Below are 12365 nucleotides of genomic sequence, written 5' to 3'. Positions count from 1 at the left end.
TGAGGACCCGGGAGGCGCGGTGCGGGTCGGACCCGCACCGCGCCTCCAGGCCGTGGTCGCGTCAGCGACCGTCCGGTCGCGTCAGCGACCTACTTGCTCCACTTCCACTGGGCCGGGTGGAAGTTCGCGAGGGAGTCCTGCTCGAACCCGGTCAGGCCCTGCTTGACGACCGAGATCTGGTAGTCCGGGCTCGGCAGCCAGATCACCGGCAGGTCCTTCGCGACGGCGGCGCTGTAGTCCTGCACCGCACCCGCGTCGGTCGACGTGGTCGTCGCGTCGATGAGGGCGTCGACCTGCTTGTTCGAGTACGAACCGAAGTTCGCCGAGCCGCCGGTCTGGAAGAGCGACTCACCGGTCGGGTAGGCCGGGAAGTACCAGCTGCCCGCCGTGCCGAAGAACGACAGGTCCCAGTCGCAGCTGGCCTCGTCCTTCGTGCAGGTCGGGGTCTGCGACAGCACGCTCGACACCGGGGCGGTCTTGATCGTGAAGCCGATGCCGGTCTTCTGCAGCGACGACTGGATGGCGCTCATCATGTTGTCGGTGACGGTCGAGCCGGACTGCGACAGGACCGACATCGTGAACTTCGTGCCCGCCGCGACGCCCGCGCCGCACTGGTCGTCGCCGGAGCCGGCGTCGGTGCAGACCATCGTGCCGCCCTGCTCGGTCCAGCCGTGGCTGGTGAGGAGCGCCTTCGCCTTCGACGTGCTGAACGGGTACGGGTTGTCCTTCTGCGTGCTCGACACGTAGTCGGACGCCTGCGCCTGCGGGATCGGCCCGTAGGTCGAGGTGGCGGTGCCGTTGAAGACGACCTTGGACAGGCTGGTCTGGTCGATCGACATCTGGACGGCCTGACGGGCGTAGAGCTGCTGGAAGACCGGGCCCATCGTCGGGTTGTTGAAGTTGTAGGGCATGTAGGTGATCGCCCACCCGGTCCACGGCTCCACGTCGTAGCCCTTCGACGTGAAGGAGTCCTTCTGGTCGAGGTCCGTGGCGTTGATGTAGCCGTAGTCGACGGCCCCCGACCGGACGGCGTTCGTCTCGGCGTCGGTGGTCGTGAACGGCAGCAGGTTGACGGTCGTGATCGACGGCTTCTCGCCCCCGTCGTACTGCTTGTTCGCGGTGAGCTGCACCTTGCCGGCGGTCGTGAACGCGGTGACGCCGTACGGGCCGGAGATGGTCTTCCACAGGTCGTCGGTCGCGTAGTCGGCGATCTTGCCGGCGGCGGTGTTGAGGTACTTCCAGACGGCCTTCGCCCCGTCGGCCGAGCGGTCCGCGTCGCCGACCGTCCCGCTGGCACTCGTCTTGTCCCAGGCGTGCTGCGGCAGCGGGATGATGTGGCTCAGCTGGTTGGCGAGCATCCAGTCGCTGTTGTACGCCTTGTCGAACGTGATCGTGAAGTGCGTGTCGTCGACGGCCGTGAACGAGGTCCAGTCGTCCGGTGCCTTGCCCTCGGAGTACGAGCCCCACTGGTCCCTGTTCGCCTTGATCAGGTTGAACCAGAACTCGACGTCGCGGCTCGTGATCGGCTTGCCGTCCGACCAGTGCCGGTCGCCGAGCGTCATCGTGACGCTCTTCCCGTCGCTGGCGAAGTCCGCTGCGGTGGCGACCGAGCCCGCCTTGTTCCAGGCGATCTTGCCGGTGGAGCCGTCGTAGGCGACGAGCGGCTCGTACAGCGACTGCGCGATCGAGCCGTTGTTCGTGTTGAGGTGCGCCGCCGTGCCGATCGGGAGGATCCAGTTCGGCGTGAAGTTCGCCGGCAGGGCGTAGTTGATCGCGTCGGACTTCGTGTTCGTGGCGGCGGAACCGCCCCCGGAACATCCGGCGAGCAGGGCGCTCACCGCGAGTGCGGCTCCGGTGAGCAGTGCCCAGCGACGGGGCTTCATCATGTGGACTCCTTGAGCGGGGACGTCGGTCGGGCGAAGACGTCGGGGTGCGCACAGTCAATGGCCAAAGTCGTTGGAGAAACAATTGTTCTCGTGTAAATAGTCTGTTTCTGCCGAACGGACGAAAGCGAAAACGCGGCGAATCCTCCTAGAGTTCCTGGCAGGCGGCCGGATCGGTCGTGCTTCGTGCCTGATTGGAGAAAGTCGTGGCCGACCTCAGCTCACGGGTGTTGGAACTCGTCGCCTCGGGCCAGGCGTCCAGCCGGACCGAGATCGCGCAGCTGCTCGGCGCCGCGCCGTCGACCGTCTCGCACGTCGTCGCGCAGCTCATCAGCCACGGCATCCTGGCCGAGGAGGGCACCGACGTCTCGACGGGCGGGCGCCCCCGCAAGGTGCTCCGGATCGGCGGCGTCGACGAGTACGCGGTCGCCGCCGACGTCGGCGGCGGGCACGCGCGCATCGGCGTCGTCCTGCCGGGAGGCGCGCTCGAGTCGGTCGCGGACGTCCCGTTCGCGCTCTCCGACGGCCCGGTGTCGGCACTGCAGCGCCTGGCGGCGCTGCTCGAGGACCTCGCCGAGACCCGTGGGCGCTCCGGCCTGCACGGCGTCGGGCTGAGCCTGCCCGGCCCGGTGGACGTCGAGGCCGGGGTCGTCGACCTGCCGAGCCGGATGCCCGGGTGGAACGGCTTCCCGGTGGCCTCGTGGCTCGAGGAGCGCTTCGGGGTGCCGGCCGCGGTGGACAACGACGCCAACTGCATGGCCGCGGGCGAGCAGACCGTGCAGGACCCGAGCCGGCGGCAGGCGATCACGGTCAAGGCCGGGTCGGCGATCGGTGCCGGGATCGTCATCGACGGGCGGCTGTACCGCGGGTCGACGGGGGCCGCGGGCGACATCACCCACGTGCGGATCGACGCCGCCGGGGACACCCCGTGCTCGTGCGGCAACACCGGCTGCCTGGAGACCGTGGCGTCCGGGGCGGCGCTCGTGCGGATCCTGTCCACCGCCGGTGCTCCCGTGACCAGCACCGCCGACGTCGTCCGGCTCGCATCGGACGCCGATCCCGAGGCGACCCGCGCGGTCCGCCTGGCCGGGCGCTACCTCGGCGAGGTCCTCGCCGCGAACGTGAACTTCTTCAACCCGGACGCCGTCTACCTGGGCGGCATCCTCTCCACGCTCGACCCGTTCGTCGCGGCCGTGCGGAGCCAGCTGTACGAGAGCTGCCACCCGCTGATGACCGAGCACCTCGCCATCGAGCGTGTCTCGCTCGGCGCGGACGCGGGTCTCGTCGGGGCCGGACAGTTCGCCCTGCAGCGCGGGCTGGCCGCGACGCTGCAGGAGCTGTCCGCCCCGATCCCCCAGTCCACCACCAGGAACAGGAGCGTCCGTGTCTGACACGACCACGAGCAACGCGTCGCCCGACGCGACGACCACCACCTCGGCGGAGGGCGCGTCGGCTGCGTCGGCGGGGGCCGCACCGGCTGCATCGGCCGCATCGGCCGCGTCGCCGGGGGCCGCGTCGGCTGCATCGGCCGCGTCGGCAGACGGCGCGCCGACGCGTCGGCCGGTGGTCGCGATCGCCGGGCTGGCGATCGAGACGTCGACCTTCACGCCGACCAGGACCCTGGCGCCGGCGTTCCACCCGGACCGCGGCGACGAGGTCGTCGCGCGGTACCCGTTCCTGGCGGACCTGGCCGACCGCGCCGCGTTCCGTGGCGCGCTGATCGGGCACGCGCTGCCCGGTGGGGTCGTCGCGCGTGAGGCGTACGAGGCGCTGGCGGGCGAGATCGTCGAGCGGCTGCGCGCGATCGTGGCAGCCGAGCACGTCGACGGGCTCTGGTACGACATCCACGGCGCGATGGTCGTCGAGGGGCTCGACGACGCCGAGACCGACCTGCTCGGACGGATCCGCGCGGTGGTCGGCCCGGACGTGGTGGTGTCGGCGTCCATGGACCTGCACGGCAACGTCACGGCCGAGCTCGCGCACCACGTCGACCTGGTCACCTGCTACCGGATGGCACCCCACGAGGACGCCCTCGAGACCAAGGAGCGCGCGGTCCGCAACCTGGTCGACGTGCTCACGACCCGGCCCGTCGGGTCGCAGCGACCCGTGAAGGCCTGGGTGCCGATCCCCGTCCTGCTCCCCGGCGAGCAGACCTCGACGCGCATCGAGCCCGCGGCGTCGCTGTACGCGCAGGTGCCGCTCGTCGAGCAGACCGAGGGCGTGCTCGACGCCGCGATCTGGGTCGGCTACGCGTGGGCCGACCAGCCCCGCGACCGCGCCGTCACGGTCGTCACCGGGTGGGACGAGGCCGCGGTGGCCGCGGGCGCCGAACGGCTCGCGCAGGCGTTCTGGGACGTCCGCGAGGACTTCGTGTTCGTCGCGCCGACCGGGTCGTTCGACGCGTGCCTCGACGCCGCGCTCGCCCCCGGTGCCGCGCGGCCGTACTTCGTCTCCGACTCCGGCGACAACCCGACCGCGGGCGGCTCGGGCGACATGACGTGGGGGTTGACCCGTGTCCTGGAGCGCCCGGAGTTCGCCGACCCCGCCGGCCCGGTCGTCCTCTACGCGAGCGTGCCCGGGCCCGCAGCCGTCGCGACCGCCGTCGCCGCGGGGGTCGGCGCGACCGTCACCGTCACGGCCGGGGCGGCAGTGGACGCCGTGCACGCGGGGCCGATCACGATGACCGGCCGCGTGCACGCGGTCAAGCACGGGGACCGCGACGCCGGGACCGAGGTCGTGCTGCAGGTCGGCAGCGTCTTCGCGATCCTCACGGAGCGCCGCAAGCCGTACCACCACGAGCACGACTTCACCGACCTCGACCTGGCCCCGCGCGAGGCCGACGTCGTGGTCGTGAAGATCGGGTACCTCGAGCCGGAGCTCTTCGCGATGGCCGCCGACTGGATGCTCGCGCTGACGCCGGGCGGGGTCGACCAGGACCTCGAACGGCTCGGGCACCACCGGATCGTCCGACCGATGTTCCCCTACGATCGGGAGTTCCCCGAGGCGCCGGACCTGCGCGCCCGGATCATCCCGCCGTCGAACGAACCCCTCGGAGCCATCGCGTGACCACTGCCCCCGCGGACGCCCCGGCCACGCACGCCCGACCCGCCGGAGGGCCGGTGGCGCTCGAGATCGCCGTCACCGCTCCGGCCGGGGCGCTCGTCGCGCGTGACGCCGGGGCCGACCGTGTCGAGCTGTGCACCGGGCTCGAGCTCGGCGGCCTCACCCCGTCGCAGGCGCTCGTCGAGACCGTGCACGAGACCGGCATCCCCGCACATGCGCTCGTCCGCTGCCGTCCTGGCGGCTTCGTGCACGACCCCGACGAGGTCGCGCTCATGGAACGCGAGGTCCGCACCGTCCTGCGGTCCGGCGCCGCCGGTGTCGTCGTCGGTGCGCTCCGCCCCGACCGCACCCTCGACGAGGACACGCTCCGCCGCTTCGTCGACGCCGCCCGGTCGGTGAGCGCCGTCGCCGAGGTCACGCTGCACCGCGCGGTCGACCACGCGGTGGACCCGGTCGCGGCCGCCGCGGCGCTCGCAGCCCTCGGCTTCACGCGCGTCCTGACCTCGGGCGGCGCGGCGAGTGCCCGTGCCGGGTCTGCGACCATCGCCCGCATGGTCGAGGCCGCCGGACCGGTCCAGGTGATGGCGGGCGCCGGTGTCACGCCCGGTGACGTCCCCGTGCTCGTGGCCGCGGGTGTCGCCGCCGTGCACCTGTCGGCGAAGCGATCGTCGGGCGGCGGACACGACGGCGTGCCGATGGGCACCGGGGACGACGGCTCGGCGCACTTCGTGACGGACGCGGGTGTGGTGGCGGCGGCGCGGGCCGCGCTCGACGCCTGAGCATCCGGTCCGTCGGCGCACACCGATGTCCACGGGCCAGCGTCGCCGAGTCCGTCCAGCCCGGGCCGGGGGTCCTGCCGCGCCCTGACGTCAGCCCAGTGTCACGACCCGGTCCGCCGCCGCGACGGCGACCGGGTCGTGCGCCGCGTGCACGACGACGACACCCCGCGCGGCCTCGTCGGCCAGCGCCGCCACGACGAGTGCGGCCGACGCCGCGTCGACCCCGGCGGTCGGCTCGTCGACGAGCAGGACGGACGCCTGCTGCGCCAGACCGAGGGCCACGAACGTACGCTGACGCTGCCCGCCGGACAGCTCGTCGAGGGGACGGTCGACCAGGTCGGCGATCCGCAGCCGGTCGAGCTGCTCGTCGACGACGGCGCGATCGGCGCGGGTCGACGGCCGCCACCAGGGGCGGGCGCGCCAGCGGCCCATCGCGACGGTCGCGCGGACGGTCAGCGGCAGGGCGGTCGGCGGGACGGCCTGCGTCACGTACGCCGCACCGGAGGACGGGAGGCCCGTCACGGCCCCGGCGGACGGCGTCACCACTCCGGCGAGCGCGTCGAGCAGGGTCGACTTGCCGGAGCCGTTGGGGCCGGTCAGCGCGGTGACGACGCCGGCGGGGAAGGTCGCGTCGAGGGCGTCGAGCACGGTCCGGTCACCGCGCCGGACGACGAGCCCGCGGACCGCGACGGCCCGGTCGGCACCGGCGGCGACACGGGTACTGGCGGACGTGCCGGCACGGGCGGCGGCTCGGGTGTCGGGGGCGTTGGGCACCTGTGGAGCCTATCAGTATCGATAGTCATTTTCATGTAGCGTCGTCGACCGTGACCTGGCTGACCGATCCGTTCTCCGTCGACTTCATGCTGCGGGCCCTCGCCGGCGGTGCCCTCGCCGCGGTGCTCTGCGCGGTCGTCGGGACCTGGGTGCTCGTGCGCGGGATGGCGTTCCTCGGCGAGGCGCTCGCCCACGGCATGCTGCCGGGCGTCGCGGTCGCCACGCTCGCCGGCTTCCCGCCCGTCCTCGGTGCCGCGGTCAGCGCGGGGGTCATGGTGCTCGGCGTCGGGGCGCTCCGGCGTCGGGCGCGCCTGTCGTACGACACCTCGATCGGCCTGCTGTTCGTCGGCATGCTCGCGCTCGGGGTGATCGTCGTCTCGTCGTCACGGTCCTTCGCCACCGACGTCACGGCGATCCTGTTCGGCGACGTGCTCGCGGTCACCCGCACCGACCTCGGCGGACTGGCCGTCGCGGTCGCGGTGGCGCTCGTCGTCGCCGCGGTCTTCCACCGGCCCTTCACCGCCACGGCCTTCGACTCCCGCAAGGCGGCGACGCTCGGTCTCCGCCCACGGCTGGCGGAGGTCGTGCTCATCGCCCTCGTCACGCTCGCGGTCGTCGCGTCGTACCGGGCGGTGGGGACGCTGCTCGTCGTCGGGCTGCTCCTCGCCCCGGCCGCGGCGGCACGGGCGTGGACCCGGCACGTCGGCTCGACGATGCTCCTCGCCGCCCTCGTCGGCACGGCCGCGGTGGCCGTCGGCCTGCTCGTGTCCTGGCACCTCGGCACCGCGGCCGGCGCGAGCATCGCGGGCGTCGCGGTCGCCGGGGTCGCCGTGTCGCAGGGCGCCGCAGCCCTGGTGCGCCGCACACCACGACGACGCAGCACCGAGCCGGTCCCCGTCTGACACGACCACACCCACCCGACCACCACCACGAGAGACGACCACGAGAGGCACCATGCGCCATCCGACCACCACCCCACGGACCCGCCGGCCCGCAGCCCGCGCCCTGACCACCACCGCGGCCACGATCGGCCTCGCGCTCGGACTCGCCGCGTGCTCGACCACCGACGCCGGCTCCGGCACCGGACCCGGCTCCGGCTCCGGCTCCGGCTCCGGCTCCGGCTCCGGCTCCACGAGCAGCAGCACCGCGAAGCCGCACGGCTACGTCGCGGGTGCGAGCGAGGCCCAGGAGCCGCAGGTCCGCCTGCTCGCCGTCGGGCCGGACGGCGCGTCCGCCGTGCACGACCTGCTCAGCGGCGAGGCGACCGGACTCGACCGCGTCGACGCCCCGACGCACTCGGCGACCGACGGACGGTTCCTCGTCACGACCACCGACGAGCGCACCACGGTCCTGGACGGCGGCGCGTGGACGGTCGACCACGGGGACCACACGCACTACTACGCCGCCGAGCCCCGGGTCGTCGGGACCCTCGCGGGCGGCGGCCCGGTCGAGGTGCACTCCTCCGAGACGACCACCACGATCACGTGGCCGGAGCGGGGCGAGGCCGTCGCACTCGACCGCGCAGCGCTCGGCCAGGGTGACGTCGTCGAGACCGCCCGCGTCGCGGCCACGGTCCTGCTCCCGACCGCCGACGGACTCGTCGCCGGGACCCCCGAGGGCGTGCAGCTGCTCGACGCCGAGGGCGCACCGACCGGCACCCCCCAGGCCTGCGCGGACCCGGCCGGCGGCATCGTCACCCGGGCCGGTGCGGTCGTCGGCTGCGCGGACGGCGCGGTGGTCGTTGGCGAGGACGGGTCCACGAAGACCGTGGCGCTGCCCGCGGGCGCCGAGCGCCCGACCACCTTCGCCGCCCGCGCCGGCCGCCCCACGGTCGCCGGCCTCGCCGGGACGACCGGCTTCTGGCTGCTCGACAGCCGTGAGGGCACCTGGCAGCTCGTGCCGACCGAGCGGCCGCTGCGTGCCGTGTCCGCGGTGGACGACGAGGACGGGCACGTGGTCGCGGTGGACGACGCCGGACGCGTGGTCGTCGTGAGCGCGTCGACCGGTGCGGTGGCCACGACGGCGCCGCTCGTCGACCCCGCCGCCGGCCCGGTGCTGCAACTCGACGGCCAGCGCGCCTACGTGGCCGACGCGTCCGGGGCACGGGTGCACGAGGTCGACTTCGCCGACGGCGCCCGGGTCACCCGCACGATCGACCTGCCCGTCGCCCCGACCGCCCTCGCCGAGGTCGGGCTGTGACGCGCCGGTCCCGCGCGCTCGTCGCGGTCGCGGTCGCGGTCACCCTCGGGCTCGTGGGCGGCACGGCGGGGTGCAGCTCCCCCGGCTCCGACCGCCCGCTCGTCGCGGTGACGACGAACGTCCTCGGCGACGTCGTGACCGAGGTCGTCGGCGACGCGGCCGAGGTGATGGTGCTCATGCCCGCCGGCGCCGATCCGCACTCCTTCGAGGTCTCGGCGCAGGAGGCCGCGCGGCTCCGCTCCGCCGACCTCGTGGTCGAGAACGGCCTGGGGCTCGAGGAGGGCGTGTCCCGCCACGTCGAGGCCGCAGAGCAGGACGGGGTCCCGGTCACCACGGCCGGGGACGCGGTCGAGGCCCTGGAGTGGACGACCGAGGACGCGAGCGGTCCGGACCCGCACATCTGGACGGACCCGACCCGGATGGCCGACGTCGTGCGCGCGCTCGACACCGACCTGCGCGAGGTGGGCATCGAGCCGACCGGCACGGACGCGTACCTCGACGAGCTCGCCGCCCTCGACGACGAGATGACCGAGGCCTTCGCGACGATCCCGCAGGAGCGCCGGGCACTCGTGACGAACCACCACGTGTTCGGCTACCTGGCCGACCGGTACGGCTTCCGGGTGGTCGGCGCGGTGATCCCGAGCGGCACCACCCTGGCCTCGCCGAGCGCGGCGGACCTCCGCGACCTCGCCGACGCGATCGAGCAGGCCGGGGTACCGACGATCTTCGCCGACCTCTCGCAGCCCGCACGCCTGGCCGAGGTCCTCGCGGACGAGGTCGACGTCCACGTCGAGATCCGCTCCCTCGCCACCGAGTCCCTGACCGCCGACGGTGCGGCCGCGACGTACCTCGGCATGATGCGGGCCAACACCGCGTCGATCGTCGCCGGCCTGTCCGTTTTCAAATGAGAATGAGAATCAGTACAGTGAGAGGCATGACCACGTTCCGCACCGCACTCGCGCCCGCAGCACTGCTCGGCGCCGCCGCCCTCGTCCTGACCGGCTGCTCGGCCGGCTCCACCGACGCCGGCTCCGACACCGACCGCCAGGACCGGTCCGCCGACGGCGACCGTGTCGTCCTGACCTACGACGGCGGCCTGCTCACCCTGGACCGCGACCTCCGCGTCGTGTCGGACGACCAGATCGAGGGCTTCACCCGCGTCAACCCCGCGGGCGACGGTCGGCACGTGCTCGTCACGGTGCCCGCCGGCTTCCGGGTCCTCGACACCGCCGCGGAGCCCGCGCTCACCGACGCGGTCTTCCCCGCGGACACCGGCGGCCACGCGGTCGTGCACGGCGACACGACGGCGCTCTTCGCCGACGGCTCCGGCGACGTGACGGTCTTCGAGCACGACGAACTCGACGGCGACACCCTGCCCGACGTCGAGACCACGACGTCCGAGGCCCCGCACCACGGCGTCGCCATCCAGCTCGAGGACGGGACCCTCCTCACCACGATCGGCACCGAGGAGTCGCGCTCGGGCGTCCGCGCGCTCGACGCCGACGGCACCGAGACCGCCCGCTCCGAGGAGTGCCCGGGCGTCCACGGCGAGGGGGCCGTGCGCGACGAGGTCGCCGTCTTCGGCTGCACCGACGGGGCCCTCGTGTACAGGGACGGCGCGTTCTCGAAGATCGACGCCCCGACCGCGTACGGCCGCACCGGCAACCTGTTCACGACCGCAACGAGCTCGGTCGCGGTCGGCGACTACAACGACGACCCGGACAGCGAGGGCTACCTGCTCGACCAGGTCGCGATGATCGACGCCGAGTCGGGCGAGTACCGCGTCGTCGACATGCCGGAGGGCGTCGGCTTCACGTTCCGCGACCTCGCCCGTGGTCCGAGCGACGAGGCCGTCGTGCTCGGCTCGGACGGCGCGCTGCACGCCTTCGACACCGAGACCGGTGCGGCGCTCGACACGATCGACGTCATCGCCGCGTGGGAGGGACCGGCCGAGTGGCAGGACGCGCACCCCGCACTCAAGGTGGTCGGCGACGTCGCCTACGTCACCGACCCGGCCACGAAGCGGGTGCACGCGGTGGACCTCACCTCGGGCGAGGTGGTCGCCTCGAGCGACACCCTGCCCGGCGTGCCCAACGAGATCGCGGTCGCCTAGCGTCCGACGCGACCACCGGACGGACGGGAGGCGCGGTGCGGGCCCGCACCGCGCCTCCCGTCCGTCGTGTGGTCGCGACCCGGTCACGCACGTCGCGTCAGCGCCGGCGACGGATCTGCGCCACCGACGCGTCAGCGCCGACGTCGCGTCAGCGCCAGCTGCTGCGCTCCGCGTCGAGCCGCGCCCGCGCGATCAGCCCGCGCACGGTGGACGCGGGGAGCCCGACGACCTCGGCGACGTCCCGGTAGCAGAGCCCGTCGACGTGCCGCAGCTCCCAGCACCGCCGCTGCAGGGGCGGCATCGCGGCGAGTGCCCGCCGGGCCGCGGCGACCAGCGAGGCGCGCTCGACCACGGCCTCCGGGCGGTGGTCGACGGGGGCGACGGACTCCTCCGGCGCCTCGCCCCGACGGCGGTGCGCGGCGGCGCGGAGCCGGTCGACGCTCCGTCGCCGGGCGGTCGTCACGAGCCACCCGGCGATCGCGTCGCCCTCGACGACGTCGGCGAGGTGGAGCCAGGCCGCGACGAAGGTGTCCTGCACCACGTCGTCCACGTCGCACGAGCCGTCGAGCATGCCCGCCGCGACCGCGCGGACCAGACCGTGGTGCCGTCGGACGAGCTCGGCGAAGGCCCGGTCGTCGCCGGCCGCGACCCGACCGACGAGGCGCCCGTCGTCGGTGGTCGCCGGTGTCGAGGGCGGGACGCGCGTCGCGGGCGGCGCGTCGAGGGTCGTCGTGCGGGACGGCAGGGTGGTCCGGGTGGGGTCCGGGAGGGTCGCGAGCATGGTGCCCCCTGATCAGCGGCTGTGGTTGCCGGTGATTCGGAGGCGGGGCCGGTCCGGGTGCCTCGCCGACGACCCCCAGAAGGCGGGTGGAACGGCGGCGCGAGGGTGGGCGTACGCCTACCGGTCCGGGTCGCCGCTCGCGGTTCAGGACACCGCCGGACGCCACATCGACACCGGGGCCGCGGTGCCGAGACCGGTGATCGGCGCGCCCTCGCCGAACCCGTGCCGCCGGTAGAGCCGACGGTTCAGCGGGGTCGACGACTCCAGGTACGCGTGCCGACGCTGCCCGTCGACGCGGTCGAGCGCGTGCTCGAGCAGCAGGCCGCCGACGCCCTGCCCGCGGGCCGCTGCGGACACCCCGATCTCGGCGAGGTACCAGTGCGGTGCGTCCGGACGGGCGCGGTCCATCCGACGCAGGTGCCGGAGGGCACGGAGGGCACCCCCGACACCGAGGACTCCGAGCAACGCGGGTGCCTGCCGGAGGAAGGCGAGCACACTGCCCGGGTGCGGACGCGGGGCTTCCCAGAACGCCGCGCCCACCACACCCCCTGAGGTGGTGTCGACCGCGACGTCGACGGCGCGGCAGCGCTCCGGGACCGAGCGGATCAGCGCTGCGAACAGTCCGGTGAGCACGGCGGTGCGGTCCTCGCCCGGGCGCGCGGGGCGGAACGCGTGCAGCACCGGATCGTCGGCGAAGGCCTCGGCCAGGACGGTGGCGACTGCCGGGAGCTCGTGCGCGGCGGCGGGTCGGACGATGATCGGCATCGGGTCTC

General features: G+C 73.9%; 11 protein-coding genes. 7 read left to right on the top strand and 4 right to left on the bottom strand.

From position 1 onward, the window contains the following. Positions 1-89: 89 nt before the first annotated feature. Positions 90-1886, bottom strand: coding sequence for a peptide ABC transporter substrate-binding protein (locus QOL15_RS01875; protein WP_175473820.1), 1797 nt, complete (start codon positions 1884-1886; stop codon positions 90-92). Positions 1887-2089: 203 nt separating this feature from the next. On the opposite strand from QOL15_RS01875, the gene QOL15_RS01870 reads away from it, so the two are divergent. The 3 genes from QOL15_RS01870 to QOL15_RS01860 all read left to right on the top strand — a co-directional run bounded on the left by QOL15_RS01870 (position 2090) and on the right by QOL15_RS01860 (position 5725). Further along, complete coding sequence (locus QOL15_RS01870) at positions 2090-3274, top strand: ROK family transcriptional regulator (RefSeq protein ID WP_083393920.1); 1185 nt, start codon at positions 2090-2092, stop codon at positions 3272-3274. A gap of 172 nt (positions 3275-3446) precedes the next feature. Beyond that, entirely contained in the window at positions 3447-4949 is a 1503-nt protein-coding gene (locus QOL15_RS01865; protein WP_071246619.1) for a M81 family metallopeptidase, read from the top strand. Next, positions 4946-5725, top strand: coding sequence for a copper homeostasis protein CutC (locus QOL15_RS01860; protein WP_254784092.1), 780 nt, complete (start codon positions 4946-4948; stop codon positions 5723-5725). The genes QOL15_RS01865 and QOL15_RS01860 overlap by 4 nt, the downstream gene beginning before the upstream one ends. 90 nt (positions 5726-5815) lie before the next feature. Here QOL15_RS01860 and QOL15_RS01855 read toward each other — a convergent pair whose 3' ends face one another. Next, positions 5816-6499 (bottom strand): metal ABC transporter ATP-binding protein, encoded by a 684-nt coding sequence (locus QOL15_RS01855; RefSeq protein WP_139197407.1) that lies wholly within the window; start codon positions 6497-6499, stop codon positions 5816-5818. A 50-nt stretch (positions 6500-6549) separates the two neighbouring features. Between QOL15_RS01855 and aztB the strand changes: the two genes are divergently transcribed. From aztB to QOL15_RS01835, 4 genes are read left to right on the top strand one after another with little or no spacing between them, the layout of a single operon-like run. Beyond that, a complete protein-coding gene (gene aztB / locus QOL15_RS01850) occupies positions 6550-7401 on the top strand; it encodes a zinc ABC transporter permease AztB (protein WP_065961044.1) in 852 nt (283 codons plus the stop codon). Between the two features lie 52 nt (positions 7402-7453). Then, positions 7454-8698, top strand: a complete 1245-nt coding sequence (locus tag QOL15_RS01845; RefSeq protein WP_071246538.1) for a YncE family protein — start codon at positions 7454-7456, stop codon at positions 8696-8698. Next, complete coding sequence (locus QOL15_RS01840) at positions 8695-9606, top strand: metal ABC transporter substrate-binding protein (protein WP_071246540.1); 912 nt, start codon at positions 8695-8697, stop codon at positions 9604-9606. Before QOL15_RS01845 ends, QOL15_RS01840 begins: the two co-directional genes overlap by 4 nt. 26 nt (positions 9607-9632) lie before the next feature. Further along, positions 9633-10811, top strand: a complete 1179-nt coding sequence (locus QOL15_RS01835; protein ID WP_071246542.1) for a hypothetical protein — start codon at positions 9633-9635, stop codon at positions 10809-10811. 148 nt (positions 10812-10959) lie between these two features. Here QOL15_RS01835 and QOL15_RS01830 read toward each other — a convergent pair whose 3' ends face one another. Together QOL15_RS01830 and QOL15_RS01825 are read right to left on the bottom strand one after the other, a co-directional pair. After that, on the bottom strand, positions 10960-11592 hold the full coding sequence (locus tag QOL15_RS01830) for an RNA polymerase sigma factor (protein WP_083393921.1): 633 nt from the start codon (positions 11590-11592) through the stop codon (positions 10960-10962). A gap of 144 nt (positions 11593-11736) precedes the next feature. After that, positions 11737-12357 (bottom strand): GNAT family N-acetyltransferase, encoded by a 621-nt coding sequence (locus tag QOL15_RS01825; RefSeq protein ID WP_065961033.1) that lies wholly within the window; start codon positions 12355-12357, stop codon positions 11737-11739. Positions 12358-12365: the final 8 nt, after the last annotated feature.

This window comes from Curtobacterium sp. MCBA15_012 (assembly GCF_001864935.2).
In the GTDB taxonomy this organism is placed as follows: Bacteria; Actinomycetota; Actinomycetes; order Actinomycetales; family Microbacteriaceae; genus Curtobacterium.
Note: the sequence above shows the minus strand (reverse complement) of the source record. Positions and strands in the feature narration are given on the sequence as shown.

Excerpts from the sequence above, each read along its gene's own strand:
- QOL15_RS01875 (WP_175473820.1), bottom strand. The coding sequence starts at position 1,886 with ATGATGAAGCCCCGTCGCTGGGCACTGCTCACCGGAGCCGCACTCGCG.
- QOL15_RS01845 (WP_071246538.1), top strand. The coding sequence starts at position 7,454 with ATGCGCCATCCGACCACCACCCCACGGACCCGCCGGCCCGCAGCCCGC.
- QOL15_RS01835 (WP_071246542.1), top strand. The coding sequence starts at position 9,633 with ATGACCACGTTCCGCACCGCACTCGCGCCCGCAGCACTGCTCGGCGCC.
- QOL15_RS01830 (WP_083393921.1), bottom strand. The coding sequence starts at position 11,592 with ATGCTCGCGACCCTCCCGGACCCCACCCGGACCACCCTGCCGTCCCGC.
- QOL15_RS01825 (WP_065961033.1), bottom strand. The coding sequence starts at position 12,357 with ATGCCGATCATCGTCCGACCCGCCGCCGCGCACGAGCTCCCGGCAGTC.